The sequence below is a fragment of the Methylobacterium sp. FW306-05-D genome, assembly GCF_058782155.1.
The window spans coordinates 26,809-53,582 of record NZ_JBYSXL010000029.1; the positions used below are offsets into that span (position 1 = coordinate 26,809).

26 protein-coding genes and 1 tRNA gene are annotated in these 26,774 nt (G+C 68.9%); 16 read left to right on the top strand and 11 right to left on the bottom strand.

Features of this window, described 5'->3' with window-relative positions:
- Positions 1 to 161: 161 nt before the first annotated feature.
- Positions 162 to 680 carry a peptide-methionine (S)-S-oxide reductase MsrA gene (gene msrA, locus AC3WLN_RS12150; protein ID WP_492481484.1) on the top strand — a complete coding sequence of 173 codons (519 nt, stop codon included), beginning with the start codon at positions 162 to 164 and terminating at the stop codon, positions 678 to 680.
- A 74-nt stretch (positions 681 to 754) separates the two neighbouring features.
- Here msrA and AC3WLN_RS12155 read toward each other — a convergent pair whose 3' ends face one another.
- Entirely contained in the window at positions 755 to 964 is a 210-nt protein-coding gene (locus tag AC3WLN_RS12155; RefSeq protein ID WP_492481486.1) for a hypothetical protein, read from the bottom strand.
- Positions 965 to 1,202: 238 nt separating this feature from the next.
- A tRNA-Thr gene (locus AC3WLN_RS12160) sits at positions 1,203 to 1,278 on the bottom strand.
- 225 nt (positions 1,279 to 1,503) lie between these two features.
- Between AC3WLN_RS12160 and AC3WLN_RS12165 the strand changes: the two genes are divergently transcribed.
- From AC3WLN_RS12165 to AC3WLN_RS12175, 3 genes are read left to right on the top strand one after another with little or no spacing between them, the layout of a single operon-like run.
- The gene (locus tag AC3WLN_RS12165; protein WP_492481488.1) at positions 1,504 to 1,977 is read left to right on the top strand and encodes a tellurite resistance TerB family protein; all 474 of its coding nucleotides are present in this window, start codon (positions 1,504 to 1,506) and stop codon (positions 1,975 to 1,977) included.
- 13 nt (positions 1,978 to 1,990) lie between these two features.
- Entirely contained in the window at positions 1,991 to 2,389 is a 399-nt protein-coding gene (locus tag AC3WLN_RS12170) for a CidA/LrgA family protein (protein ID WP_492481490.1), read from the top strand.
- Entirely contained in the window at positions 2,386 to 3,102 is a 717-nt protein-coding gene (locus AC3WLN_RS12175) for an LrgB family protein (RefSeq protein WP_492481492.1), read from the top strand. The genes AC3WLN_RS12170 and AC3WLN_RS12175 overlap by 4 nt, the downstream gene beginning before the upstream one ends.
- 3 nt (positions 3,103 to 3,105) lie before the next feature.
- Here AC3WLN_RS12175 and AC3WLN_RS12180 read toward each other — a convergent pair whose 3' ends face one another.
- Complete coding sequence (locus tag AC3WLN_RS12180) at positions 3,106 to 5,217, bottom strand: ABC transporter ATP-binding protein/permease (protein WP_492481494.1); 2,112 nt, start codon at positions 5,215 to 5,217, stop codon at positions 3,106 to 3,108.
- A gap of 133 nt (positions 5,218 to 5,350) precedes the next feature.
- Positions 5,351 to 5,644, bottom strand: a complete 294-nt coding sequence (locus AC3WLN_RS12185; RefSeq protein ID WP_492481496.1) for a hypothetical protein — start codon at positions 5,642 to 5,644, stop codon at positions 5,351 to 5,353.
- A gap of 194 nt (positions 5,645 to 5,838) precedes the next feature.
- On the opposite strand from AC3WLN_RS12185, the gene AC3WLN_RS12190 reads away from it, so the two are divergent.
- The 3 genes from AC3WLN_RS12190 to AC3WLN_RS12200 all read left to right on the top strand — a co-directional run bounded on the left by AC3WLN_RS12190 (position 5,839) and on the right by AC3WLN_RS12200 (position 9,331).
- The gene (locus tag AC3WLN_RS12190; protein ID WP_492481498.1) at positions 5,839 to 6,471 is read left to right on the top strand and encodes a 2OG-Fe(II) oxygenase; all 633 of its coding nucleotides are present in this window, start codon (positions 5,839 to 5,841) and stop codon (positions 6,469 to 6,471) included.
- Positions 6,472 to 6,604: 133 nt separating this feature from the next.
- Complete coding sequence (locus tag AC3WLN_RS12195) at positions 6,605 to 8,131, top strand: DUF1800 domain-containing protein (protein ID WP_492481499.1); 1,527 nt, start codon at positions 6,605 to 6,607, stop codon at positions 8,129 to 8,131.
- A 12-nt stretch (positions 8,132 to 8,143) separates the two neighbouring features.
- Complete coding sequence (locus tag AC3WLN_RS12200; RefSeq protein ID WP_492481501.1) at positions 8,144 to 9,331, top strand: DUF1501 domain-containing protein; 1,188 nt, start codon at positions 8,144 to 8,146, stop codon at positions 9,329 to 9,331.
- A gap of 69 nt (positions 9,332 to 9,400) precedes the next feature.
- On the opposite strand, the gene groL is transcribed toward AC3WLN_RS12200, so the two are convergent.
- A complete protein-coding gene (gene groL, locus AC3WLN_RS12205) occupies positions 9,401 to 11,044 on the bottom strand; it encodes a chaperonin GroEL (RefSeq protein ID WP_492481503.1) in 1,644 nt (547 codons plus the stop codon).
- Between the two features lie 85 nt (positions 11,045 to 11,129).
- A complete protein-coding gene (gene groES / locus AC3WLN_RS12210) occupies positions 11,130 to 11,417 on the bottom strand; it encodes a co-chaperone GroES (protein ID WP_018042554.1) in 288 nt (95 codons plus the stop codon).
- Between the two features lie 214 nt (positions 11,418 to 11,631).
- Between groES and AC3WLN_RS12215 the strand changes: the two genes are divergently transcribed.
- The 4 genes from AC3WLN_RS12215 to AC3WLN_RS12230 all read left to right on the top strand — a co-directional run bounded on the left by AC3WLN_RS12215 (position 11,632) and on the right by AC3WLN_RS12230 (position 17,032).
- On the top strand, positions 11,632 to 12,642 hold the full coding sequence (locus AC3WLN_RS12215) for a magnesium transporter CorA family protein (RefSeq protein ID WP_492481505.1): 1,011 nt from the start codon (positions 11,632 to 11,634) through the stop codon (positions 12,640 to 12,642).
- A gap of 91 nt (positions 12,643 to 12,733) precedes the next feature.
- Positions 12,734 to 14,188, top strand: a complete 1,455-nt coding sequence (locus AC3WLN_RS12220) for a lipopolysaccharide biosynthesis protein (protein WP_492481507.1) — start codon at positions 12,734 to 12,736, stop codon at positions 14,186 to 14,188.
- 101 nt (positions 14,189 to 14,289) lie between these two features.
- A complete protein-coding gene (glcE, locus tag AC3WLN_RS12225; protein WP_492481509.1) occupies positions 14,290 to 15,477 on the top strand; it encodes a glycolate oxidase subunit GlcE in 1,188 nt (395 codons plus the stop codon).
- Positions 15,478 to 15,649: 172 nt separating this feature from the next.
- Positions 15,650 to 17,032, top strand: coding sequence for a heterodisulfide reductase-related iron-sulfur binding cluster (locus tag AC3WLN_RS12230; protein WP_492481511.1), 1,383 nt, complete (start codon positions 15,650 to 15,652; stop codon positions 17,030 to 17,032).
- A gap of 8 nt (positions 17,033 to 17,040) precedes the next feature.
- Here the strand turns inward: AC3WLN_RS12230 and AC3WLN_RS12235 are convergent, their stop codons facing one another.
- Positions 17,041 to 18,009, bottom strand: coding sequence for an MBL fold metallo-hydrolase (locus tag AC3WLN_RS12235; protein WP_492481512.1), 969 nt, complete (start codon positions 18,007 to 18,009; stop codon positions 17,041 to 17,043).
- Between the two features lie 88 nt (positions 18,010 to 18,097).
- Between AC3WLN_RS12235 and AC3WLN_RS12240 the strand changes: the two genes are divergently transcribed.
- Positions 18,098 to 18,937: a helix-turn-helix domain-containing protein gene (locus AC3WLN_RS12240; RefSeq protein WP_492481514.1), complete on the top strand. Its 840-nt coding sequence runs from the start codon at positions 18,098 to 18,100 to the stop codon at positions 18,935 to 18,937.
- On the opposite strand, the gene AC3WLN_RS12245 is transcribed toward AC3WLN_RS12240, so the two are convergent.
- The 3 genes from AC3WLN_RS12245 to fumC form a co-directional block, all read right to left on the bottom strand.
- Positions 18,887 to 19,105: a ribbon-helix-helix domain-containing protein gene (locus AC3WLN_RS12245; RefSeq protein ID WP_492481516.1), complete on the bottom strand. Its 219-nt coding sequence runs from the start codon at positions 19,103 to 19,105 to the stop codon at positions 18,887 to 18,889. The two genes, AC3WLN_RS12240 and AC3WLN_RS12245, sit on opposite strands and share 51 nt — an antisense overlap.
- 482 nt (positions 19,106 to 19,587) lie before the next feature.
- A complete protein-coding gene (locus tag AC3WLN_RS12250) occupies positions 19,588 to 19,779 on the bottom strand; it encodes a DUF4169 family protein (RefSeq protein ID WP_492481518.1) in 192 nt (63 codons plus the stop codon).
- Between the two features lie 14 nt (positions 19,780 to 19,793).
- Positions 19,794 to 21,206, bottom strand: a complete 1,413-nt coding sequence (gene fumC, locus AC3WLN_RS12255) for a class II fumarate hydratase (RefSeq protein WP_492481520.1) — start codon at positions 21,204 to 21,206, stop codon at positions 19,794 to 19,796.
- 154 nt (positions 21,207 to 21,360) lie between these two features.
- Here fumC and AC3WLN_RS12260 point away from each other — a divergent pair, with 154 nt between their 5' ends.
- Positions 21,361 to 22,770, top strand: coding sequence for a cytochrome P450 (locus AC3WLN_RS12260; protein WP_492481522.1), 1,410 nt, complete (start codon positions 21,361 to 21,363; stop codon positions 22,768 to 22,770).
- 339 nt (positions 22,771 to 23,109) lie between these two features.
- Here AC3WLN_RS12260 and AC3WLN_RS12265 read toward each other — a convergent pair whose 3' ends face one another.
- Positions 23,110 to 23,760, bottom strand: coding sequence for an SspB family protein (locus AC3WLN_RS12265; protein ID WP_492481524.1), 651 nt, complete (start codon positions 23,758 to 23,760; stop codon positions 23,110 to 23,112).
- A 439-nt stretch (positions 23,761 to 24,199) separates the two neighbouring features.
- Here AC3WLN_RS12265 and AC3WLN_RS12270 point away from each other — a divergent pair, with 439 nt between their 5' ends.
- From AC3WLN_RS12270 to AC3WLN_RS12280, 3 genes are all read left to right on the top strand, one after another.
- Entirely contained in the window at positions 24,200 to 24,952 is a 753-nt protein-coding gene (locus AC3WLN_RS12270; protein ID WP_492481526.1) for a CPBP family intramembrane glutamic endopeptidase, read from the top strand.
- 172 nt (positions 24,953 to 25,124) lie between these two features.
- A complete protein-coding gene (locus AC3WLN_RS12275; protein ID WP_492481528.1) occupies positions 25,125 to 25,925 on the top strand; it encodes a thymidylate synthase in 801 nt (266 codons plus the stop codon).
- A 15-nt stretch (positions 25,926 to 25,940) separates the two neighbouring features.
- On the top strand, positions 25,941 to 26,438 hold the full coding sequence (locus tag AC3WLN_RS12280; RefSeq protein WP_492481532.1) for a dihydrofolate reductase: 498 nt from the start codon (positions 25,941 to 25,943) through the stop codon (positions 26,436 to 26,438).
- Positions 26,439 to 26,774 lie beyond the last annotated feature (336 nt).

Below are 26,774 nucleotides of genomic sequence, written 5' to 3' on the forward strand. Positions count from 1 at the left end.
AAGCTCCGCCGTTGTCGTTTCCGGGGTCCCGTTCACCTGCCGTGCGTCAGCGACGGTTTTTGCAGGAGCGAGCGAACCGCGACATCGCCGGGAGGCAGCAGAATGCCGGTGGGCTCCCTATCTATCCAGCATCGCCATCGGGCTTCGAGCTGGAGTGAACCATGAGCCAAGAACGCGCAGTCCTCGCAGGTGGCTGCTTCTGGGGGATGCAGGACCTGATCCGGCGCCAGGAGGGCGTCGTGTCGACCCGTGTCGGCTACACGGGCGGAGACGTTCCGAATGCCACCTACCGTAACCACGGCACCCATGCGGAGGCCATCGAGATCATCTTCGATCCGGAGCGCACCAGTTTCCGCCGCGTGCTGGAATTCTTCTTCCAGATCCACGATCCGACCACGCCCAACCGCCAGGGCAACGACCGCGGTCTGAGCTATCGCTCGGCGATCTATTACACCGACGATGCCCAGCGGCAGGTCGCCGAAGAGACGATCGCGGACGTGAATGCGTCCGGCCTCTGGCCCGGCAAGGTGGTGACGGAGCTGGCCCCGGTCGGTCCGTTCTGGGAGGCGGAGCCGGAACATCAAGACTATCTGGAGCGTCGCCCGGACGGCTACACCTGCCACTTCATCCGTCCGAACTGGCGCCTTCCCGTCCGCACGACGGCGGCTCAGGACGCCTGATCGGTCGCTCTCTCGCCCCGACTCAGGGGGCGGGAGATCCGATCCTGCAACACTGGGTCGGACAAGGGCTGACCTTAACGCAAGGTCTCGGACTCGCCCGGTTTCAGCGGGCGCTCCTGCCCGCCCGGACCACCCAGCGAAACGTGTGAATTCAAGCGGCCAAGGTGGTCGAACACGTGCTCGAACGCGCGCGTGACCGCTTCCTCGAAGGACCCGTCGCCTTTGCCCATCGCATTTTTGAGGCCGGCGATCAGGTCGCGGTGCGTTTCGGGATCGCTCGACATGGACATTCCTCGCGGTTCGGCCTGATTGCCGACACGGAACACCAAGTCCCCGTTCCGGCCGATGTTCCGGCGCCGGCCCGGAGCGGGGTTTGGGGTTCGGCGGGGACCAAATCCTTGCCAATGCAGCGGAAATATTCCCGCCCGCGCATTGTGTCCCGAGAACGTCACTTCCCCCGAGCACGCGCACGCACGGACGCCGACGCAGCGACCTACGGATGAGCGTTCGGAAAAGGAACGGTGGTGCCGCAAGAGGGATTCGAACCCCCGACCCCCTCATTACGAATGAGGTGCTCTACCAGCTGAGCTATTGCGGCGCGATTCCGTATCGGGATCTGAAACCCGAGGGGACCGTTCGGGGGAGGGTCATATCGGGCGCCGCGTCGGATGGCAAGCTGGGACCGGTCTCGCGTAGCTCGGAATGCGACGCGAAAAGCGATGCGCCATGGACACGGTGCCGGTGCATCGCCGCCGCCGAGGGACCGATTGCTTGACGGCCCGGCGGTCGCCCACGAAGGATTCGGGGCATTCCGAGGATTGTCATGTCGCTGCTCGCCCGCCTTCGCGCCTATGCCGCCGAATCCTTTGGTCTCGGGAGCCATGACGCGCCCGCCGAAGAAGCCGACGAGCGCCTCGCAGCCATCGCGCTTCTCGTGCACGTCGCGCGGGCCGACGGTATCCTGGCACCGGAGGAGACAGAGCGTCTCGGCCGCCTCGTCGAGGGGCGGTTTGCGCAGAGCCGGGTCGAGGCGGAGGCCCTGATCGCCCGCGCCGCTGCGTTCGACGCGCAGACCCGCGACATGTCGCAACTCGTCGAGTTGATCGGTCACGAGGTCGGGCTGGACCGGCGTGCGCGACTCCTTGCCATGGCGTGGTCCGTGGCCGGGGCCGACGGCAGCGTCCACGAGTTCGAGGAAGCCCTGGTCGAGCGCCTCGGCGGTCTGCTTGGACTCGACGAAGCCGCCATCCGCGAGGCCCAGCGCAGCGCAGCCGAGGGACAGGCCTCCCTCGGCTGAGTGCGCCGCCCAGATGATCCTCAGCCTCACACTGATCCTTCTGGCGCAGCTCATCGGCGAAGCCCTCGCACGAGCGGCCGACCTGCCGGTGCCGGGGCCGCTGATCGGCCTGGCGCTGCTGCTGCTGTTTCTGGTCGCGCGGGATCGCGCGCCTCGGCTGGCTCCCCGGGTGCTGGCAGCGCCCCTCGTGGACGGGCGCCTGGAAGCCACCGGCAAGGGCCTGCTCGCCAACCTTTCGCTGATGTTCGTTCCGGCCGGCGCGGGGATCGTCGGGCGCCTCGATGTGCTCGCGGTGCACGGCGTCGCCCTGGCCCTGGTGGTGCTGGTCTCGACCGTCGCGACCCTCGCCGCCACGGCGCTGACCTTCGTGGCCGTGTCACGTTGGCTCGCCAAACCCAAGGCGCGGCCATGACCGGAGATTTCGCCGTCTGGGTCTATCTCTCGCGGACGCCGCTGCTGTGGCTGACCGTGACGCTTCTGGCCTACGTGGTCGCCGACAGGATTGCCCAGGCCACCCGTCGCCATCCCCTGGCGAACCCGGTGCTCATCGCCATCGCGCTCACCGCCGCCGTGCTGGAGCTCACGAGGACCCCCTACGCCACCTATTTCGAGGGGGCCCAGTTCGTGCACTTCCTGCTCGGACCGGCCACGGTCGCCCTGGCGATCCCTCTCTACGAATATCGCGCCACGGTGCTGCGCTCCCTGGCGCCGATGCTGGCGGCCCTCGCGGTCGGCTCGGTGGTGGCGCTCGCCTCGGCGCTTCTCCTGGGGAAGGCCTTCGGCATCCCACGCGACGTCATCATCTCCCTGGCGCCGAAATCCGTGACCACCGGCGTCGCCATGGGCATCGCCCAGACCCTCGGCGGCGACCCAACGCTCGCCGCAGTCATCGTCATGCTCACCGGAATGACCGGCGGTATCCTCGTCACGCCCCTCATGAACGCCCTGCGCATCCGGGACATGCGGGCGCGGGGTTTCGCCGCCGGGCTCGCGGCGCACGGCGTCGGCACCGCGCGTGCGTTCCAGGTGAACGAGGTGGCGGGCGCCTTCGCGGGCATCGCTCTCGGCTTCAACGCCTTCCTCACCGCGATCCTGGCGCCGATCGCGGTGACGTTTCTGCGCTGAGCGTTACTCCGCGGCGACCGGCGAAGGCACTTCCCGAGGCACGAACCGTCCATCATTGGCCGGCTGCATGTCGAGGCGCCGGTCGTGGAGATCGTGCAGCGTCGAGCGGTGTCCGATTGAGACGATGGTCGTGCCCGGCAGGCGCTCGCGCAGCATCCGGTAGATCGCGGCTTCGCTCGGCTCGTCCAGGGCGGCGGTGGACTCGTCGAGGAACAGCCAGTCGGGCTTGGCCAGGACCGCACGGGCCACGGCGAGGCGCTGCTGTTCGCCGCCGGAGAGACGCTGATCCCAGGCATCCACTTCGTCGAGGTGATCGACGAGCGCCGGCAGTTGGGCGGCCACCAGAGCATCGCGGATCGCTTCGTCCGGGAACATGTCCGTGGTGTTCGGATAGACGACGGCGCCCCGCAGGGTGCCGAGCGGGATGTAGGGCCGCTGCGGCAGCACGAGAGCCGATTGCCCCTTGGGCAGGTCGATCCGTCCCGTGGCGAAGGGCCAGATGCCCGCGATCGCGCGGAACAGGGTGGACTTGCCAGAGCCCGAGGGACCGGTGAGCAGCGTCGTGCCGCCCTTCGCGATGGTCAGGTCGTCGGCGGACACGATCTCGCGTCCGTCGGGCAGGGCGAGGCTTAGCTGCGAGGCTGTGACGTCGCCCTTGGTGTCGTTGCCCTGGAACAGGCCCTCGCCGGTCCCGCCGATCGCCTCGGCCTTGGTCATCGCCAGCTTGAACGAGGAGAGACGGTTCGTGTTGGCGCGGTAGGCCGCGATGGTGACGTAGGAATTGATGAAGAACGACAGCGACGACTGCACGCTGCTGAAGGCGTCGCCGGTCTGCTGGAACTGCCCGAGGGTGATCTTCTTCAAGAAGTAGGACGGGGCGGCGAGGATATAGGGAAACACAACGCTGATCTGGCTGTAGGACAGCGTGAAGCTGCCGAGCTTGATCCGCCGAACGATGATGTCGAGGTAATTGTCGACGATGGCATGAAACAGGCTGCCGAGGCGTACCGTCTCGGCGCGCTCACCGCGCAGCAGCGCGATCTGCTCGCCGTAGATGCGGGTACGGGCAAGCGAGAAGCGGAAATCGGCCTCCACTTTTTCCTGACGGAAGTCGAGCCCGATGAGCGGGCGGCCGATGACATGCGTGAGCCAGGTGCCGACCACGGCGTAGCCGACCACCAGCCAGACCAGGAAGCCGGGCACCACCGTGTCGGTGAAGGGGAGCACGAAGTCACGCGACAGACCCCACAGGATGACCATGAAGGAGACCAGGGTCGCGGCCTGCGACAGGAGCCGGATCGATAGGGTGGTGGTCTGCGAGATGAAGAGGTTGATGTCGCTCTGGATGCGCTGATCCGGGTTATCGGCGCTCTCCCCGGTGAAAGGAACCCGGTAATGCGTCCCGGCATCCAGCCAGCGGCCGTAGAAGCTGCGCGTCAACCAGGTGCGCCAGCGGATGTGCAGGGTGGCATCGACGAAGGTGTCGAACATGCCGACCACCACCCAGACGGTGGCGAGTGGTGCGAACACCCAGACGAGCTGGTACCAGAAGGCGTCGGCGTTGTATTCCTGCAAGGCGTTGAACAGGTCACGGAACCAGAAGTTCAGGCGCAGCTGCAGGGCGACCTGCGCGAAGGTGATGAAGATCGAGAGGGCGACGAGGCGCTGGCCGACCTTGCCTTCGGTGTTGCCGAACAGGCGGAAGGGGCCGATCTCGCGGGTCGGCTTGTCGGTCGTGGCGAAGTAGGGGTCCGCGATCAGCGTGATCGCCCGGATCGGCTCCAGGTACGAGATCGCCAGAACGATGCCGGCAAACACCACGGCGCCGGTGGCGGCGAAGCTCGGCGGCAGCAGCGCGGCCAGCGTCGGCGGCAGGAAGCCCATGGCCGCCAGCTGCTTGGCCCCGGCCAGGAACAGGTAGCCGATCCCGTAGACCGAGACGAAGACCTTCAGGTAGGACGAGAGTCGACCCGACGCGAGCAGGATGCCCGCCATGGCGAGGCCGCTGAGGCTGACGTAGATGGGCGCGGAGACGCCGGGCAGTAGAAGAAGCGCGAGGGCGAAGAGCGCCGTGATGGCGGCTTGCAGGCCGAGGCCTGTCCTCAATACGGCCACGCGCGTCTCCCCATCCCTTGAAATCGTCGGGCGGCATACCCCCGGGGGCTGCCGCTCCACCGGCATTGCAGGCGGGTCGTGGCGAGATCGTGGCGCTCTCCTGCGGCGCAGGAGCCGGACGCCGACGACCTTCCTACCAGTCCCAGTCGCCGAATTCCGGTTCGCGGCAGCGATAGCCGATCGGGCATTCCGGATTGTCGCGGGTCGGCACGAAGCGCAACTCCGCGATCTCGGTGAGATTGCATTGCCCGCGGTCGCGCACGAAGCGCTCAGGGATACCACCGGAACTGATGGAAACGGAGCCCCGGCTCTTCACCAGGGCCATCGCGTCGGCACAGGTCATGCGCTGGGTCGTCGAGAGGGGGCTCTGGGCACTGGCCGGCGTCGCCAGGGCGGCGCAGAAGGCAAGTGCGAGGCGTCTCGTCACGATACTCGGCGCCACTTTTCGGTTTCGACACCGTCAAGCATGGCAGTTTCCGCGTGGCGCGGAAAGGGGTTGCCGTCCGCTTGCCGCAATCGGGCGCTCTATCCACCGGGATTGCGCTCCCGCAGGGGCGCTCCACCCAGCGCGCGACCGCCCGAGTTCGGCCCGGTGCGCCCGAACGGACGAACGTCGAAACCATGACGGGATTGTCGATCCTCAACCTTGATGCCGTGCGGGCCGCTCCGGTCTCGCGCGAGCCCTACAGTTTCTTCCTCGGCACTGACGTCCTCAAGCCCGACGCCGTCGAGGACATCCGCCAGGATTTCCCCGCGATCGCCAAGCCGGGCTACCTCACGGTGGACGAGGTTGCCCTGAAGGGCCGCTTCAAGGCGCTGATCGACGAACTGGAGAGCGACGAGTTCTCGCGCATCATGGGCGAGAAGTTCGGCATCGACCTCGTCTCCTGCCCGCGCCTCACCACCATCATGAAGCGCAGCCAGCTGAAATACGGCTCGATCCACACCGATGGCCCGTCCAAGGTGATGACGATGCTGATCTACATGAACGACGCCTGGGACGCCCCGGCCGCCGGCCGCCTGCGGGTGCTCTACGACGGCAAGAACTACGAGCCTTTCGCCGTCGAGGTGCCGCCGACCATGGGCACGATGTTCGCCTTCCTGAGGGCCGACAATTCCTGGCACGGCCACGAGCCGTTCGAGGGGGAGCGCCGGGTGGTGCAGGTGGCCTGGGTCAAGGATGCCACCGAACTCGAGCGCAAGAAGAAGCGCAACCGGACCGCCCAGTTCCTGAAAGGCATCTTCGGCCGGTAGAGACAGCGCGCGCGAGGCGGCTTCCGCCGCCTCGGACATCTGGTTTCCGGCAGGTTTCCCGGCTCGGCTTCACCATGCCTCCGCCACGATTCCGTGGCCGAATCCTCCGTCTGGAGAGCCTTGAGGGTGGTCCATGGTGAAATCGGGCCGCAGGGCGATTTTCGCCTCCGCGTTAATCTGGATCGTGCTGGCGACGGCGCCTTTGACCGCCGCGCCCGCGCCGGCGGGCCCCTCGGACCTGGCGCTCCTCGACGCACTCACCTGGGGCGCTTCGCCGACGAGCTTTTCCGCGCTGCGGAATCAAGGACGCGAGGCGTGGCTGTCGGGGCAGATCCGTCCGGCCGCAGCGATGCAGCTACCGGCCGTTGCGCAATCCCAGATCGAGGAGGCCCAGCCGAAGGCCCCGCTGATCGAGCGGGTCGCCGCCTTCGAAGCGCAGGCAAAGGCCGCGAACGCACTCACCGACCCGGACGCGAAGAAGGCCGCGCAGGCCGCCTATCAGGGCGCCCTGAACGACGCCTTGCGGCAGTCGGTGGCGGCCACGATCCTGCGGGCGCTCTACGCGCCGGATCAGGTTCGCGAGCGGATGACCTGGTTCTGGTTCAACCGCTTCAACGTGCACCAGGGCAAAGCCAACCTGCGCGCCCTCGTGGGCGACTACGTCGACACCGCCATCCGGCCCCACGCCCTTGGGCGGTTCCGCGACCTGCTCGGCGCGACCCTCGAACATCCGGCGATGCTGCGCTACCTCGACAATGCCGAGAACGCCGCCGGCCGGATCAACGAGAACTACGCCCGCGAACTCATGGAACTGCACACGCTCGGCGTCGGGGGCGGGTACAGCCAGCACGACGTCGAGGAACTCGCTCGAATCCTCACGGGGGCGGGCATCGACGCGCGACCCGAGAATCCGAAGGTCAAGCCTGCGCTTCAGGACAGGATCGTCCGCCGGGGGCTCTTCCTCTTCAATCCGGCCCGGCACGACGACGGCGACAAGGTCTTGCTCGGACACACCATCCGGGGGCGGGGCTTTGACGAGATCGGCGAGGCCTTGGACATCCTGAGCCGTCATCCCGCCACCGCCCGCAACGTCACCCGGGCGATGGCCGGGTACCTGATGGGGCTCCCGCCCTCCGACGCCCTGGTCGAGCATCTGGCCGAGATCTACGAGCGCCAGGACGGCGACATCGCGGCGATCCTCGACGCCCTGGTCCATGCCTCCGAATTCGCGGACGCCGCCGGGAAGGGCTTCAAGGACCCTGTGCGCTACGTCTTCTCGGCCCTGCGCCTCGCCTATGACGACCGCGTCATCCGCAACACCGCGCCCGTGCAGGGCTGGCTGAACCGCCTCGGGGAGGGCCTGTTCAACCGCTCGACGCCGGACGGCTACCCCCTCGACGCGGCGGCGTGGAACGGCCCCGGCCAGCTCACGACGCGTTTTGAGATCGCCCGGCAGATCGGCTCGGGGCCGTCCGGTCTGTTCAAGCCGGCCTTGCCCGACGCGGTCGAGGAGCCTGCCTTTCCGCTCCTCCAGAACGCCCTCTACTTCGGCCCGCTCGCCGCCACCCTGACGGCGCAGACGAAGCTGGCCCTGAGCCGCGCCGTCTCGCCACAGGATTGGAACACCCTGTTCCTGTCGTCCCCCGAGTTCATGCAGTGAGGCACCGACGCGATGAACAGACGCGATCTCCTCCGCGCCGCCGCCGCCCTCGGCGCCAGCACCGTCGCCGGCCGGGTCTGGGCCGCGCCGAAGGCGGATGCCCGGCTCCTCGTCGTATTCCTGCGCGGGGCGTACGATGCGGCCAACGTGGTGATCCCGACCGGTAGCGAGTTCTACTACCGCGCCCGCCCGACCCTCGCGGTCGCTCGGCCGGACCTGGCCAATCCGGCCGCCGCCGTCGCTCTCGACGCCGATTGGAGCCTGCATCCGGCCCTGCGCGACACCATCCTGCCGCTCTATACCAGGGGCGAGGCGGCCTTCGTGCCCTTCGCCGGGACGAACGACCTCACCCGCAGCCATTTCGAGACGCAGGATACGATCGAGCTCGGACAGACCGTCGGCGAATCGCGCAACTACCAGTCCGGCTTCATGGCGCGCCTCGCCGCCGAACTGACCCGCGTGCGCCCCATCGCCTTCACGGAGCAGTCGCCCCTAGTCTTCCGCGGGCCGGAGCCCGTGCCCAACGTCGCCATCAACGGGCTCGGCAAGCCCGGGATCGACGAGCGTCAGGCCGAGCTTATCCGGGCGATGTATGCGGGCAAGCCCCTGGCGGGTGCGGTGAACGAGGGTTTCCGGGTCCGCGACGAGGTCTACCGGACGATCTCGGACCATCAGGCCCAGGCCGATCGCGGCGCCGTCTCGCCGAAGGGCTTCGAGCTGGCCGCCCGCCGGATCGGACGTCTGATGCGCGATCAGTTCAACCTCGGCTTCGTCGATGTCGGCGGCTGGGACACGCACGTGAACCAGGGCGGCGCCACCGGATACCTCGCCGACCGCCTCGGTGAACTCGGGCGCGGCATCGCCGGCTTCGTGCAGGAGATCGGTACGGGCTGGAACGACACCGTCGTAGTGGTGGTTTCTGAGTTCGGCCGCACCTTCCGCGAGAACGGCAATCGCGGCACCGATCATGGCCACGGCAGCGTCTACTGGGTGCTCGGCGGCAGCGTGCGGGGCGGCCGCATCGCAGGTCCGCAGGTGCGGGCCGACGAGGCGCATCTGTTCCAGAACCGGGATTACCCGGTGCTCACCGATTACCGCGCGCTGCTGAGCGGACTCTTTCAGCGACTCTACGGCCTCGATACCGCCAGTGTCGGCCGCATCTTCCCCGATGTGACACCCAGCGACCTCGCGCTGATCTGAGGCCTTCTACGAAAAAGGGGCCACCTTCCGGCGACCCCCCCTCTCAGTCTTTGTGCTGGGTGCTGGGACTTAGAAGTCCATGCCGCCCATGCCGCCGCCTCCCGGCATCGCCGGGGCGCCGCCGTCCTTCTTCGGAGCATCGGCGATCATGGCCTCGGTGGTGACGAGGAGGCCGGCGATCGAGGCGGCGTCCTGCAGTGCGGTGCGCACGACCTTGGCCGGGTCGACGATGCCGGCCTGGATCATATCGACGTACTCTTCGGTCTGGGCGTTGAAGCCGAAGGTGATCGAGGAGGTGTTGTCGGTGATCTTGCCGACCACGATCGAGCCCTCGACGCCGGAGTTGGCGGCGATCTGACGGATCGGAGCCTCGAGCGCCTTCAGCACGATCTTGATGCCGGCCTGGACGTCCGGGTTGTCGCTCTTGAGGGCGCGGACCGCCTCGCGGGCGCGGAGGAGGGCGGTGCCGCCGCCGGGGACGATGCCTTCCTCGACCGCAGCGCGGGTGGCGTTGAGCGCGTCGTCGACGCGGTCCTTCTTCTCCTTGACCTCGACCTCGGTCGCGCCGCCGACGCGGATGACCGCGACGCCGCCGGCGAGCTTGGCCAGGCGCTCCTGGAGCTTCTCACGGTCGTAGTCCGAGGTGGTCTCCTCGATCTGCGCCTTGATCTGACCGACGCGAGCCTCGATGTCCGACTTCTCGCCGAGACCGTCGATGATCGTGGTGGTCTCCTTCTCGATGCGGATCCGCTTGGCGCGGCCGAGCATCGGGAGGGTGACGTTCTCGAGCTTGATGCCGAGGTCCTCGGCGATCATCTGACCCTGGGTCAGGATCGCGATGTCCTCGAGCATGGCCTTGCGGCGATCGCCGAAGCCCGGAGCCTTCACGGCCGCGACCTTCAGGCCGCCGCGCAGCTTGTTCACGACGAGCGTGGCGAGCGCCTCGCCCTCGATGTCCTCGGCGATGATGACCAGCGGCTTGCCGGTCTGCACCACGGCCTCGAGAACCGGCAGCATCGCCTGGAGCGAGGACAGCTTCTTCTCGTGGATGAGGATGTAGGGGTCCTCGAGCTCGGCGACCATCTTCTCCGCGTTCGTGATGAAGTACGGGGAGAGGTAGCCGCGGTCGAACTGCATGCCCTCGACGACGTCGAGTTCGGTCTCGGCCGTCTTGGCCTCCTCGACGGTGATGACACCCTCGTTGCCGACCTTCTGCATGGCATGGGCGATCATCTCGCCGATTTCCTTGTCGCCGTTGGCCGAGATGGTGCCGACCTGGGCGACTTCCTCGGACGAGGCGACCTTCTTGGCGCGGCCGGTGATGTCCTTCACGGCGGCGGTGGTGGCCAGATCGATGCCGCGCTTCAGGTCCATCGGGTTCATGCCGGCGGCGACGTACTTGGCGCCTTCCCGGACGATGGCCTGGGCCAGCACGGTGGCGGTGGTGGTGCCGTCGCCCGCGATGTCGTTGGTCTTCGAGGCCACTTCGCGCACCATCTGGGCGCCCATGTTCTCGAACTTGTCGGCGAGCTCGATCTCCTTGGCGACGGTGACGCCGTCCTTGGTGATGCGCGGCGCGCCGAAGGACTTCTCGATGACGACGTTGCGGCCCTTGGGGCCGAGCGTGACCTTCACCGCGTCGGCGAGGATGTCGACGCCACGGAGCATCTTCTCGCGGGCGTCGGAGGCGAAGCGGACTTCTTTCGCTGCCATGTCAGATCCTTGTCAGTGATGGGCCCCGAGGCGCCGGACGGCGCCCTCGAAGGGCTCGTGAACGGGAGGAGAACCGAAAACCGACTTAGGCGACGACGCCCATGATGTCGGATTCCTTCATGATCAGGAGGTCCTGACCGTCGATCTTGACCTCGGTGCCGGACCACTTGCCGAACAGGACGCGGTCACCGGCCTTGACGTCGAGCGGGTTCACGCGGCCGGCCTCGTCACGGGCGCCGGGGCCGACGGCGACGATCTCGCCCTCTTGTGGCTTCTCCTTGGCGGTGTCCGGGATAATGATGCCGCCCTTGGTCTTCTCTTCGCCTTCGATGCGGCGGACGACGACACGGTCGTGCAGCGGACGGAACTTCATGAGCTGCCCTCTTGCTTCAAATTCGTGGATGGCGTTGATGCGGCGCGGCAGCGCGCTCAACCCAGGCCGTTAGCACTCTCCATGGGTGAGTGCTAACGATGGCGCCGAGTTAGGCGCGGGAGCCGTTCGAGTCAAGACTGTCGCAGGCTCCGACGACGATCCGGCGACAGGATCATCCCCCGATTTCCCCACGACGACGGAAAGTCCTTCGCGGATGATCAAGCTTCATGGTCCGCAAGGCGCGGTCGAGCCCGAGGCCCAGGCGCCGGCGGCGGCCTATCCCTCGCAGGTCGTCTGGATCGATCTCGATGATCCGAGTGCCGAGGAGGCCCAGCGGGTCGAGGCCTGCACCGGCATCCGGGTGCCCTCCCGCAAGGCGCTGAGCGAGGTCGAGAACTCGAGCCGGCTGCGGCGGCTGAGATCCGGCTTCTCGCTGTCCACCCCGATGGTGACCTTCGACAAGCTCGACACCCAGTTGAAGCCCCTGGGCTTCGTGCTGACCCGGGACCGGCTCGTCACCGTGCGCTTCCACGAGTTGCGCGCCTTCGCGGAGGTGAAGAAGCGCATCGATGCCGGTGACGGGCCGGGCACAACCTCCACAGAGATTTTCCTCCTTCTGATGGAGGAATTGGTCGACAGCCTCGCGGACTCTCTTGAGGACATGGGCGCGGACCTCGACGAGTTGTCCACGCGGATCTTCGATTTCGACGTCCGTAGCGGGGCTCCCGCCGGGGACACCAAGCTCCGCGCCCAGACGCCCCGTCGGCGCGACCTGGCGCTGCGCCGGATCCTGCGCGGCATCGGCCGGCGCGGGAAGACCCTTGGCAAGATCCGGTCGAGCCTCCTCGGCCTGGAGCGGATCGTGCCCTTCGTGGCCAATGAGTGCGAGCATATCCTCGGCGAAGAGCAGGTGCCGCGCTTCGAGGCCGTGCGTCGCGACATCGCCTCCCTCGACGAGTTTGAGATCCGGCTCTCGGAGAACGTCCAGTTCCTGCTCGACGCGACCCTCGGCCTGATCAGCATCGAACAGAACAACACCTTCCGGGTCCTCACCGTCGCGTCCGTGGTCGGCATTCCGCCCACCCTGATCGCTTCGATGTACGGCATGAACTTCAAACACATGCCCGAGCTGGAATGGGCCTACGGCTATCCCTACGGTCTCGCCCTCATCCTGGTGAGTGCCATCATTCCGATCGTTTTCTTCCGCATCCGGGGCTGGTTGTGACCGGTTGACGGAATGTTTGCCCGCGTGGTGCTAGAGCAGTGCGCAGCGATACCCCGTCGCGCCGGCATCCGAGGATGAACCCGTCCGCGCCATGGCCGTGATCGCTGCCTTCATCCTCAATGCCGGCCTGAACTTCATCCTGGGCCTGCTCATCGCCAAGCTGCTGGGCCCTGCCGATTTCGGCCTGTTCGCCCTCGCGACGGCCGGGGCCATCGTGGCCAACACCGTCCTGTTCGAATGGCTGCGTCTGTCGGCGACGCGGTTCTACTCGACCCGGGTTCGCCTGGACGAGCCCTGGATCCGCCAGGGCCTCGACCGCGCCTACATGGTCCTGGCGCTGGCGCTCTTCGCGGCGGCCCTGATCTGCGCCGGATTGGGCCTGACCATCGAGCCCAGCGCGGGTGGGCGCCTCGCGATCACGGCCGGCGCGGCGGTGGCCGCCCTCGGCATCGGCGTGTTCGACTATCACGCCGCGCTCGCCCGAGCCCGCTTCGACGGCGGGCTCTACTTCAATCTCGTCGCCGTCAAGAACGGCCTCGCTTTCGTGCTGATGGCCGGTGCCGCCTGGTTCTTCCCCAAGCCGGTCTGGGTGCTGACAGCCGCAGGCGTCAGCCAAGCTTTCGCCGTCCTGCTGCTGTATCGCCCGCTGCGCGATCCAACTGTCCCGCACCCGCATCCCAAGCTGCGCGAGGCGTGGCGCCTCTTCGTCGCCTACGGCCTGCCGCTCATCGCCGCCAACGCGATCTATCAGCTGATGCCCTTCCTCAACCGCGGCAGCATCGCCGCCCATGCGGGGCTCGCCGAAGCCGGCTACTTCGCCCTCGCCGCCGATGTCACGACCCGCAGCATCGGCACCCTCGGGACCGCCCTCGACCTGCTGCTGTTCCAGCTCGCGGTCCGGGTCGAGGAGGAGGAGGGCCGTGCGGCCGCCGAGCGTCAGGTCGGGCGCAACATCGGCGTGGTGGTGGCGCTGCTGCTGCCCTGTGCCGTGGGATTCTGGGCGGTGCTGCCGGGCCTGGAGGCGCTGGTGGTTCCGGAGGCCTATCGCGGCCCCTTCGCCGCCTATGCGGGGCTGATGGTCCCGGGCTTCTTCTGCCTGGCGATGATGAATTTCGCCCTGAACCCGATCTTCCAGATCCGCCGGCGCACCCGCCCGGTGATCGCGGCCGCCCTGGTGGGACTCGGCCTCAACGCGCTCGGGCTGTGGGTCCTGCCACCCCGGCTCGGACCCGAGGGGGTGGCGGTCGCGCAGACCCTCGGCCTTGCCGCCGCCACCCTGCTCCTGGCCTGGCGCGCACTGACCGGACCCGACCGCCTGCGCCTGCCCTGGTGGGAGATCCTGGCGGCCGGCATCGCCTCCCTGGCGATGGCACTCTGCCTGCTGCCCCTTCGCCACATCGAGCCGACCCGGGCCCTGATGATCGGTGTGCCTCTCGGCATCGTGGTCTACGGCGCCCTGGTCTGGCTCTTCGACATCGCGGGCCTGCGCGGGCACGTGGAGGCCCGGTTCGGCCGGCCTCCGTCCGAGGCGGCGCCGGCCGAATAGCGGGTCCGCGCCGGATGCCATCGGCGCGAAGCTCCTCTAAGGTGGCCGCACAGGAACAGGATCGAGGGCGCCGCAGAGCGCCCCGGATCGGGCAGGAAGCGATGCGTGCATATCAGCCTCACGACGAGGGCGCGGCGGCCGAGGTCGTCCGCGCGGCGGCCTCCGGCTCGGAGACACTCCGCCTGGTCGGCGGTGCGACCAAGAGCGGGATTGGACGGCCGCCCCAGGACGAGGCCACCCTTTCCAGCGCCGGCCTGACCGGCATCACCCTCTACGAGCCGGCCGAGATGGTCGTCGCCGCCCGGGCGGGCACGCCCCTGGCCGAGGTCCAGGCGCTGCTCGCCGCGCGCGGCCAGATGCTGCCCTTCGAGCCCATGGACCACCGTCCCCTGCTGGGCAGCACCGGCGAGCCGACCTTCGGCGCCGTGGCGGCGGCCAACAATTCCGGGCCGCGCCGGATCAATGCGGGGGCCGCCCGCGACAGCCTGATCGGCGTGCGCTTCATCAACGGGCGCGGCGAAGCGATCAAGTCGGGCGGCCGCGTGATGAAGAACGTCACCGGGCTCGACCTCGTGAAGCTGATGGCCGGCTCCTGGGGCACCCTCGGCCTCCTGACGGAGGTGACCTTCAAGGTGCTCCCCGTGCAGGAGCGGGTCGCGACCCTCGCCTTTCCGGACCTCGACGATGCGCGCGCGATCGCGGCCCTGAGCGCGGCTTTGGGCTCGCCCTTCGAGCTGACCGGGGCCGCCCACCTGCCCGCCGGCATCGCGGGCGGCGCCGCGCGGACGCTGATGCGGATCGAGGGGTTTTCGGAGTCGATCGACTATCGGCTCGGCGAATTGCGCCGTCTTCTCAAGCGCTTCGGCGAACCCGAGCTCGTCGAGGGCGAGGCCGGTAATGCCCTCTGGATGCGGATTCGCGACGCGACCGCCTTCGCCGAGCCGCGCGATGCCGCGATCTGGCGCATCTCCACCGCCCCGACGCGCGGGCCCGCCGTCACGGCCGCGATCGGCGCCGGGCGCGACGCCCGCTGGTTCTACGACTGGGGCGGCGGCCTGATCTGGCTCGCGACGGATGCGGCGGGCGATGCCGGCGCGGAGATCGTCCGGGGGGCGGTGCGGGCGCAGGGCGGCCACGCCACGCTGGTCCGCGCCCCCGATGCCGTCCGCGCCGCCGTGCCGGTCTTCGAGCCCCTCTCCGAGCCGCTGAGGCGGGTCACCGCCGGGATCAAATCCGCTCATGATCCCAATGGCTTGTTCAATCCGGGCCGGATGTATGCCGGCGTCTGAGCGGCCTCCGGTGCGGGACGAGGTCGCGCCGGCCGGGCTGTTCGGAGCGATTCCAAGGCTCGGCAACAGGCGCGAGACGCTCTAAACAGACAGGGCCAAGAACGACGATGCCGACACGGACCGGGTGCGCCCGGTCCGATGGACGGCACGAGGGTGGACCCGAGGACACGCCGTGCAGACCAATTTCAGCCTGACGCAGCTCGCCGATCCGGCCATGGCGGCGTCCGAGAAGATCCTGCGGACCTGCGTCCATTGCGGATTCTGCACCGCGACCTGCCCGACTTACCTGCTCCTCGGCGATGAACTCGACTCCCCGCGCGGGCGGATCTACCTGATCAAGGACATGCTCGAAGGTGGAAAGCCGGCGGTGCCGGAAGTGGTCAAGCATGTCGACCGCTGCCTCTCGTGCCTGTCCTGCATGACGACTTGTCCGTCGGGGGTGCATTACATGCACCTCGTCGACCATGCCCGGGCGCATATCGAGGAAACCTATCGGCGTCCCTTGAGCGACCGGCTGCTCCGCAGCGTCCTGGCCTTCGTGCTGCCCTACCCGAACCGCTTCCGCCTGGCCCTCCTGGGGGCGAAGATCGGCGCCCCGTTCCGGCCCCTGGTGGCGCGGCTGCCGCGGGTCGGCAACCGCCTGGCGGCGATGCTCGACCTCGCCCCGGCCCACCTGCCGAACCGCAACCCGACCGACCGGCCCGGCACCTTTCCGGCCGAGACCCGGGCCCTGGAGGCGAGCGCGGCGTTGCAGGGGTATACCGCGCCGTCGCGTCGAGGTCGCGTCGCTTTGCTGCGCGGCTGCGCCCAATCCGTGCTGCGTCCCGATTTCAACGAGGCCGCGATCCGGCTCCTGACCCGGCACGGGGTCGAGGTGGTCCAGGCCAAGGGCGAGGGCTGCTGCGGCGCGCTCACCCACCACATGGGCAAGGCGGATTCGTCGCATGCCCAGGCGCAGCGGACCATTGACGCCTGGATCGCCGAGATGGACGGCGCCGGTCTCGACGCGATTCTCGTCACCGCCTCGGGTTGCGGCACGACGATCAAGGATTACGGCTTCATGTTCCGCGAGGACCCGGCCTATGCGGAGAAGGCCAAGCGCGTCTCGGCCATCGCCAAGGACGTGACCGAGTACATGGCCACCATCGGCCTGATGCCGCCGATCGTCGAGACGGATCTCGTGGTCGCCTACCACTCGGCCTGCTCGATGCAGCACGGCCAGGGCATCCGCACCGAGCCGAAGAACCTCCTGAAGACGGCGGGCTTCACCGTGAAGGACGTGCCCGAGGGCCACATCTGCTGCGGCTCGGCCGGCACCTACAACATCCTCCAGCCGGAGATCGCCAACCGCCTGCGCGACCGGAAGGTGGCCAACATCGAGCGGATGCGCCCCGACGTGATCGCCACCGGCAACATCGGCTGCGCCACCCAGATCGGGAAGGGCACGGCGATCCCGATCGTCCACACGGCGGAACTGCTGGACTGGGCGACCGGCGGCCCGAAGCCGACGGCCCTGGAGGGGCTGCCGGAGCGGGCGCTCCTGGCGGCGGAGTAAGGGGGACTTCAGGGCCGGAGCGAGTCCGAGATCGGAATCCAGCGGTACCCGAGTCCCTCGCGGACGACGTGGCCGAGGGACGGGAAAGCGGTGTGGTAGCCGGCGACAAGGATGCGGTCGGTGGCGGCCATGTCGTAGATCGTCCGGCGGGTCGCCGCACCGGCCGCCTTGTCCATGTCGAACAGGGCGTGCCAGTCGGGCCGCGCCAGGGAGGCGACCTCGTGATGGGCGCAGTCCCCCCAGACCAGCAGGCGCCGGCCCTCGCTTTCCAGGTGGAAGGCGAGGTGACCCGGCGTGTGGCCGAAGGCCGCCACCGCATCGATGCCCGGCACCACGGTCTGGCCGGGCGCGATGAAGCGGATGCGTTCGGCGAGGGGAAGCAGGTGGCTCCGGAAGATCCGGGCCGACTTGTATTCGTTGCCGTCCGGCGAGCCCGCGAGGCGATCGTCGTTCTTCCAGAAGGCGAATTCCCGCTCCCCCAGCACGTACCCGGCCCTCGGGAAGAGCGGCCGCCCGTCCTCCAGAAGCCCGCCGATATGGTCGGTGTGGCAATGCGTGATCACCACGAGGTCGATCGCGTCCGGTGACAGCCCCGCCTGCCGCACGAGGCGCGCCAGTTGCCCGCCGGCCGGGCGCGGGACGAAGCCGACTTCGCCGTTGCCGGTGTCGAACAGGACGGTCTCGCGGCCGGTCCGGACGAGGATCGGCGTGAAGCCGGGCGTGAAACGGTCCGGCGGAAGACCGTTCTCCCGCATCAGGGCCTCGACCTCCGCCTTCGGGCGGTCCTCGCCCACGATCGGCCAGGGCCCGTCGATGGCGACGTCGGCGTCGCGGAGCGAGGTCACGGTGAAGGCGCCGAGGCGGACCTCGTGCAGACCGGCGGGGAGGGTCGGGCGCAGGGCCGCCAGGGCGGCCCTCGGCAGGGTGAGGCCGGCAACCAGAGCCGCGGCGAGACGACGGCGGGTGAGTTCGGTCATCGCTGGGAGTTTCCCGGGTGGCCCGGTTCCGTCAGGATGGTCGCGGGACCGGTCATCAGCGGTCTATCGCGGCGGGAGGGCTTCGCGCTTGAACGAACGTGCTGCGCCGGCCGGCGCGTCGCCCGGCCCGATCTGGCATGTGGAGGGGGGACACACGCTCTTCGCCGGCCCGCTCGCCTACAATGCCAGTCACCAGCACGGCGCCCCGGTCTATCTCGCGGGGCTCTACGGCACGTTCCGCATCCGCTTCCAGCCGGGGGACTGGATCACCTGCCGCACGGCCTTCGTCCCGGCGGGGATGCCGCACGAACTCGCATGCGGCGGCGATCCCCTCGGCGTCCTCTACCGTGAGCCCGATGCCGGAGCACGCGCCCTCGCCGGGCTGATGGGCCCGGCCGATCCGGTGGGCCCCGCCCTCGTGGGCCGGAGCGGGGAGGTCGGCGCGTTGCGCGCGCTGTTCGAGCGGCGCGACGCCTGCGACTGGGCCGGCGCGGCCATCGCCGACCTCTCCGATTTCGCGGGCCGGCGGACCGATCAACCGGTCGATCCCCGGATCGCGCGAATCCTCGGGGACCTGCGCGCCCGGCCGGAGGCTTCGATGAGCGCCGGACGGCTCGCCACGGCGGCGTCCCTGTCCTCCTCCCGGATGCAGCACCTGTTCAGCGCGACCATGGGCGTCCCCTTCCGGCGCTATCGCGGCTGGCTGCGCATGCGGCGCGCCATCGAGGCCGTCGTGCAGGGCGCCAACTTCACCGGGGCCGCGCACGAAGCGGCGTTCGCCGACCAGGCGCACTTCGCCAACGCCTTCCGCCGGACCTTCGGTGCGCCGGCCTCGTACAGCCTGCTGGACATCCGCCGTCCGACGACCGCGCGGCCGTCAGGCCTGCGCGCGCAGGTTCGCCAACACGAACACCCGGATGGCGGATGAGAGGTTCTGGCCCTGCCGTTCCGCATCGATGGCGCCGATCAGCGCCTGGACGGACTGACCGCGCGCGCCTGCGATCGCCCGCAGCGCCTCCCAGAACGGGTCCTCCAGGGACACGCTGGTCCGGTGGCCGGCGATCATCACGGAGCGCTTGGTGACGCCGGTGGTCATTGTGACAGCCTCTCCTCCCTCTGCGGGAAGGGTTATCGCAGATGGCACCACGCCGACATTCCGGGGCGCCGCAGGCGAGCCCGGACCCGCGGGGCGCGCCGGAGGCGTGCAATCCGGAGCCGCCGACGGCGTCATGTCCTACACCACCTGTGTTTCTGGATCCCGGGCTCCGCTGCGCGGCCCCGGGATGACTCGGTGCTGCGTGAGGGGCTTCCGGTCTGATCGCAGCCAATACCACACCGTCATTCCGGGGCGCCGCAGGGGCGCGCCGGAGGCGTGCAATCCGGAGCCGCCGACGGTGCAAGTCCTCGCACCACCGGCGTTTCTGGGTCCCGGACTCCGCTGCGCGGCCCCGGGATGACGGGGTGCTGCGCGCGGGCTTCCCGTCGACGCCACGCTTGGGTCATCCCTTCAGGGAGCGGGCCAGCCTGGTCTCGAAACGGCATCGGGCCAATGGGCCGCGCGCGAAGCGCCGTCCCCCATCACCCCTCCGAATCCGGTCCCACCAGCTTGTGGCCCTCGTGGCGCGAGACCTCGATGGCCTTCTTGGCCTCGGCCAGGGTCCGGGCCTTCTTCGGGCGGCCGAAGGCGATGCGGTTGTCCGCGGCCTTCGCCTCCTTCTCCACCCGCGCCCGGTCCTTGCGGGCCTGGCGCAGGTTGATGATCTCCGCCATGCCGGTCGGCTCCCTCACTCGGCGCTGGGCGCCAGCATCGTCTCGGGGCGCACCACGCGCTCGAACTCCTCGGCCGTGACGTAGCCCAGCCGCAGGGCCTCTTCCTTGAGGGTGGTGCCGTTCTTGTGCGCGGTCTTGGCGATCTCGGCGGCCTTGTCGTAGCCGATCGAGGGGGCGAGCGCGGTCACCAGCATCAGCGAGCGGCTCATCAGGTCGGCGATCTTGTCCTCGTTGGCCTTGATGCCGACGACGCAATTGTCGGTGAAGCTCACCGCCGCGTCCGCGATCAGGCGGATCGACTGCAGCACCGCGTTGGCGATGACGGGCTTGAACACGTTCAGCTCGAAATTGCCCTGGCTGCCGGCCAGACTCACGGTGGTCCCGTTGCCGATCACCTGGGCGCAGACCATCGTCAGGGCCTCGCACTGGGTCGGGTTGACCTTGCCGGGCATGATCGACGAGCCGGGCTCGTTCTCGGGCAGCGAGAGCTCGCCGAGGCCCGAGCGCGGGCCCGAGCCGAGGAAGCGGATGTCCTGGGCGATCTTGAACAGGCCCGAGGCCAGGGCGGTCAGCGCGCCCTGCGTGAAGACCAGGGCGTCGTGGGTCGCCAGGGCCTCGAACTTGTTGGCGGCGGAGGTGAAAGGCAGGCCGGTCAGCTCCGCCACCTTGGCGGCGAATTTGTCCGCGAACTCGGGATGCGCGTTGAGGCCGGTGCCCACCGCCGTGCCGCCCTGGGCGAGCGCCAGCACGCCCGGCAGCGTCGCCTTCACGCGCTCGGTGCCGAGCGCCACCTGGGCGACGTAGCCGGAGAATTCCTGGCCGAGGGAGACCGGGGTCGCGTCCTGCAGGTGGGTGCGGCCGATCTTCACGATGGAGGCGAAGGACTCGGATTTCGCCTGGAGCGCGTCGTGCAGGTGCTTCAGGGCCGGCAGCAGGCGGTCGTTGATCTCGCGCGAGACCGCGATGTGCATCGCGGTGGGGAACACGTCGTTGGAGGACTGGCCGCGATTGACGTGGTCGTTGGGGTGGACCGGCGACTTGCCGCCGCGCTTGCCGCCCAGCAGTTCGTTGGCCAGACTCGCGATCACCTCGTTGGCGTTCATGTTCGACTGGGTGCCCGAGCCGGTCTGCCAGACCACCAGGGGAAATTCCTGGTCGTGCTCGCCGGAGACCACTTCGGCGGCGGAGGCCGCGACGGCCTGGGCCACCTTCGGGTCGAGGGCGCCGAGGTCCTGGTTCACCAGGGCGGCGGCCTGCTTGACCATGCCGAGGGCGTGGACGAGGGGCGCCGGCATCCGTTCGGTGCCGATCTTGAAGTTCTGGATCGAGCGCTGCGTCTGCGCGCCCCAGTAACGATGCGCCGGGACCTCGATCGGGCCGAAGGTGTCGGACTCGGTGCGGGTGGCGGGCGTCTCGGTGGGCGACATCGTGGCCTCTTCGTCTGGCTAGAACGGACCCTACTTAAACCGCACGCACCCAAACCGCGATGGCGCATCGTGAACGGGCCGTGTGCCCGGCGCCGAATTGTCATGGCTTCACAGCCCCCCGTGCCAGTCCCTCGGGGACCCGGAGTTGTCCTACATGCCGCGTGCCGCCGCCCTCGTAGAAGCCCGCGTCGAACCGGTGCCGCCGCTCCGCTTCCGCCCGGCGGTCCCCAAGCCCCTGCGCGAGCAGCCGGGCCTGTTCGGCTTCCTCAAGGCGGCCCGGGCCAATCCGCTGACGACCTGGCTCGACGTGCATTTCGAGAAGCCGGTGGTGGCCGCCGACGGCGCCCTCGGGCGCGTCACCGTGGTGAGCGACCCGGCCCTGATCCGCTACCTCTACGTCGAGAACGCCGCCAACTACCGCAAGGACGACCTGCAGCGGCGCGTCCTCGCCCCCGGCCTCGGCAACGGGCTGCTCACCGCCGAGGGCGACGAGTGGAAGCTGCAGCGCCGGACCCTGGCGCCGATCTTCTCGGCCCGGCACGTGCTCGGCTTCAATGCGCCGATGAACGCCGCCGGCGCCCGCATCGCCCGCCGGCTGGCGCGCCGCGACGGCACCCGCATCGACGTCGCCCTGGAGATGACCCGCGTCACCCTCGACGTGCTGGAGCGGACGATCTTCACCCACGGCCTCGCCAGCGATCCCGACGCCCTGGGCCGGGCGATCACCCGCTTCCTCGAATCGGTCGGGCCGATCGATCCCCTCGACGTGTTCGGGGTGCCGGGCTTCGTGCCCCGCATCGGCCGCCTGCGGGCCCGCCCCGCCATCCGCTTCTTCGCCGAGGTGGTGGACGAACTGATCGAGCGCCGCCGCGCCCTGATCGCCCAGGGCACCGCGCCGGCCGACCTGCTGACGCTCCTCCTGAAGGCGCAGGACCCGGAGACGGGCAAGGGGCTCACCGACCTCGAGGTGAAGGCCAACATCGTCACCTTCATCGCGGCCGGCCACGAGACCACCGCCAACGCCCTGACCTGGGCGCTCTACTGCCTGTCGCAGGACCCGGCCGCCCGGGCCCGGATCGAGGCCGAGGTCGACGCCGTGCCGGCGGACCAGGATTTCGACGCCGACGCGCTGCCCTACACGAAGGCGGTGATGGAGGAGACCATGCGGCTCTTCCCGCCGGTGCCGTTCCTGAGCCGGCAGGCCATCGCCGAGGACCGGATCGGCCGCATCAAGATCCCCAAGGGCTCCCTGGTGATGGTGGCGCCCTACGTGCTCCACCGCCACAGGACCCTGTGGCAGGAGCCCGAGGCCTTCATGCCCGAGCGCTTCCTGCCCGAGGCCCGCGCCGCGATCCCGCGCTTCGCCTATCTGCCCTTCGGGGCCGGCCCGCGCGTCTGCATCGGCCAGAGCTTCTCCCTGCAGGAGGCCGTGGTGGTGCTGGCCCACATCGCCCGCGCCGCCCGCTTCTCGCTCGCCGACGACCACGCCCCGGTGACGCCGCTCCACCGGGTGACGCTCCGGCCGGAGCACGGGCTGCACATGACGGTGCGCCCACGGGGGTGAGGGGGGCTCTCGGGAGCCTGTGGAGAGATGGGGGTGGCTCCGCTGGCCTCGACCCGTGAGGGTCACCCAACCACCCCCACTCCTAACCTCTCCCCGCGAGGGGGAGAGGGACGCGCTTCGCTGTCCGAAGGGCCGTCGTCTGCGTTCAACCGGGATCGGAGGACTTACCCGCGCGCAGCACCGCGTTATCCCGGGGCCGCGCAGCGGAGCCCGGGATCCAGACGCACAGGCGGTGCCAGGATTGACGCCGTCGGCGGCTCTGGATTCCGGGCTCGCCTGCGGCGCCCCGGAATGACGATGCGGTTTTTTCGTTGGGCGTCCGCGTCGGCGCCGCTTCGCTCAGCTCTTCTTGCGGAAGGCGTCGAGGCTGACGACTTCGGCGCTGGTCTCGGGGGCGTCCTCGGCCTTCTTGGCCGGGGCCTTGGACTCCGAGCCGTCCTCGGCCTTCGCGGCCTGGGCGGCGGGCGCCGGCGCGGCGCCGATCTTCGGCACCGCGCTGCCGATGGTGGCGAGGCCGGTGCCCTTCGGCTTGATCTCGGTCGGCTCCGAGGCGGCGCCGCGCGGCGGGGTCTTGCCGCCGGCGGCCGGCGCATCCTCCTCCGCCTCCTCCCCGGCGGCGACCGCCTCCGTGCCCTCGCTGAGGTCGAACTTGAGGCCGAACTGCACCGAGGGATCGAAGAATCCGGTCAGGGCGTCGAAGGGCACGAGCAGGCGCTCGGGCACGCCGGAGAAGGACAGCCCGACCTCGAAGGTGTGCTCGGTGACGCCGAGATCCCAGAACTGGTGCTGGAGCACGATGGTCATGTCCTGCGGGTACTTCTCCCGCAGGCGCTGCGACATGCGCACGCCCGGCGCCTCGGTGCGGAACGAGACGTAGAAGTGGTGCTCGCCCGCGAGGCCCTCGCGGGCCGCGTCGGTCAGCACCTTGCGCACCACGCCGCGCAGGGCGTCCTGCACCAGGAGATCGTAGCGGATCAGGTCGTCTGCCATCTGCGGTCGCTTATGCCCGGTCACTGCCCGCCGTCTCACGCCGCGAGGGCGCTCCGGGTCGGATGAAAAATCGAATGGGAGCACCGGTGAACGGCCCTCCCGGAACCCTGCCTGAACGGCCGTGACGTCGGCTGGCCGAAGACCGAGCTTCCGCCAAAACCCGGAGCCTGTCGAGCCTCGGGGCCTCGCGGACGGGGGCCTTGCGTCCAAAAGCCCGTGGTCCGGAGCGCCGCCGCCGGGTTACCGTTCCGACCGCGAACCCCGTTCCGGCCAAGCCGGGTCCCCGTCCTCGCCGAGCCCCTCGGCCAACGCCTTGATCATAGTGGGAGTGCCGCCGCATTTGAAGCCCGATGATGGGGCGCCGCTGCCGGAGTCGCAGGCGGCGTGGCCCGCATGCCCGCAGCCCCGCGCGTCGCGGGTGCGGACCGGCCTCGCGGCCGTGACGGCGCTCGCCGGGCTGGCCTTCGCGGCCTTCCTGGCGCTGGCGGTCGCGACCCTCCTCGCCCTGGTGATCGTCCGGGTCGGCGGCGACTGGATCGACGGCGTCGCCCTCCTCGGCGGGGAGCGACCGCGGCTGCATCCGCGCCAGCTCGCCCTGCGGGAGCTCGCCGTGGACGTGGTCCGGCAGGTCGTCCTCGCCCTCCTCGTCGTGGGCGCGGTGCGCTGGCGGGACGGGGCGGCCTGGCGCCGGACCTTGGCCCTGGCGGCGCCGGTGCCGCCGCCCTGGGGGCCCGGCGCCCCGGGCCTGTCGGCGCGCCGCTTCGCCGCGCTCCTGCTGGTCTGGCCCCTGATCCACATCACCTGGGTGACCGGCAGCGCCGAGCTGTTCCGGATGCCCATCGGACGGCACACGGCCCTCTCGCCGGGCCTGACCCCGGCGGCGGCGGCCCTGTGGTTCGCCTACGTGCTCGTGCTGGCGCCGCTGGCGGAGGAGCTCCTGATGCGCGGCGCGCTGTTCGCCCGGGCGCGGCAGGCCTTCGCGGCGCGCGGCGCGATCCTGGCGACCGCGCTGCTCTTCGCCGGCGCCCACCTCACCCCCGCGGGCCTCGCCCGGCCCGTCTCGCTGATCCCCCTGGCGCTGGTCCTCGGCTGGGTGCGCTGGCGCAGCGGCCGGCTCTGGCCGGGCATCGTGCTCCACGCCTGGAGCAACCTCGCCATGATCGCCTACGTGCTCGCCCCCCCGCTGGACTGAGCGCGGCCGGAATCCAGCCCATGAAGAGCTGTTGTTGCTTCGCGGCGAAAGTCCTAAAATCAACGTGTCGAGTCTAAGAATCGGTATCCCGGATTGAGACGTTCGTCCCTTGAGTCCGCTTAAGAGAAAGTTCGTAGCGCGGGCGGTTTAATAGCCCGTGGAGACTCTTGTTATGCATGAATACCACTCTCTGCTCAAAAAAATCCTTGAGCAAGGTGTCCGTAAGGATGACCGGACCGGCACCGGGACTCTGTCTATTTTTGGACATCAAATGCGCTTCGACTTGAGCGAAGGTTTCCCATTGGTTACCACGAAGAAGCTTCACTTGCGCTCAATCATTCACGAGCTTCTGTGGTTTCTTTCCGGAAGTACAAATATCGAAAAGCTTCACCAGAACGGTGTCACAATCTGGGATGAATGGGCTAGTCCTTGCGGTGATTTGGGGCCGGTCTACGGAGAGCAGTGGCGATCCTGGAAAAAACCGGGAATAACCGACGAGACAATAGATCAGATTGCCTGGGTCGTCGAAGAGATAAAGCGTAACCCCGATTCTCGTCGATTAATCGTAACTGCATGGAATCCAGCAGAATTAGACAAAATGGCCTTGGCTCCGTGCCATTGTTTGTTTCAATTCTACGTTTTAAATGGACGCCTGTCGTGCCAGCTTTATCAGCGTTCCGCGGATGTATTTCTTGGTATACCTTTTAATATAGCAAGTTATGCCTTGCTAACTTCTATGATTGCTCAAGTATGTGGCCTTCAGCCTGGCGATTTCGTCCATTCATTGGGTGATGCCCATCTTTACCTAAACCATCTCGATCAGGCGCACTTGCAGCTATCTCGAGAGCCAAAATCGCTTCCCAGGTTAAGGCTGAACCCGGCGGTTCGTTCGATTGACGGGTTCAGGTTTGAAGACATAACTATCGAGGGATACGAGGCGCACCCAGCCATCCGCGCGCCCGTCGCGGTTTGAGTCAGATCGAAGAGAATTTTGGTTCCCCGCATCACGATCATCGCGGCGGTCGCCCGCAACGGCGTCATCGGGCGCGACAACGACCTGATCTGGCGCCTGCGCAGCGACCTGCGCCGGTTCAAGGCCCTCACCCTGGGCAAGCCTCTGCTGATGGGGCGCAAGACCTTCGCGTCGATCGGCCGGCCGCTGCCCGGCCGGCGCACCATCGTGCTCACCCGCGACCCCGGCTTCGCGGTGCCGGAGGTGGCGGTGGCGCATGACTGGGCGGGCGCCCTGGCGGCGGCCGAGGGGGCCGAGGAGCTGATGGTGGCGGGCGGCGGCGAGATCTACGCCCTGGCGCTGCCCCACGCGGCGCGCATCCACCTCACCGAGGTCGATCTCGCGCCCGAGGGCGATACGGCCTTCCCGCCCTTCGACCGGGGCCGCTTCCACGAGACGCACCGCGAGGCGCATCCGCCCGGCGAGCACGACGCCTGCGCCTTCAGCTTCGTCGATCTGGAGCGCACGGCGTGACCGCGGCGTAAACCATGGCACCGCGACCCATTGCGCAATGGCGACCGGTGCGGTTGTCTTTCCCGCGCCCGATGCCCAAGTGGCAATCTTGACAGGATCACGCGCGCCCACGCAGGTGCCAGGGTCGGGTCACGACGAGATCAACACTCTTGTCCACGCGGGGGAGATCCGGCCCGCCTCCTGAGGAGGCCGGGTCGGAGAGCGCGGGTGGGCTTCGTGCGCGGCGCAGACGCTGCTGGAACAGGAGAGATCGGCGAGCATGCCTTGGAGCAATCAGAGCGGCGGCGGTAGCGGCAACGGGGGAGGGCCCTGGGGCCGAGGCGGCGGCGGCAATGG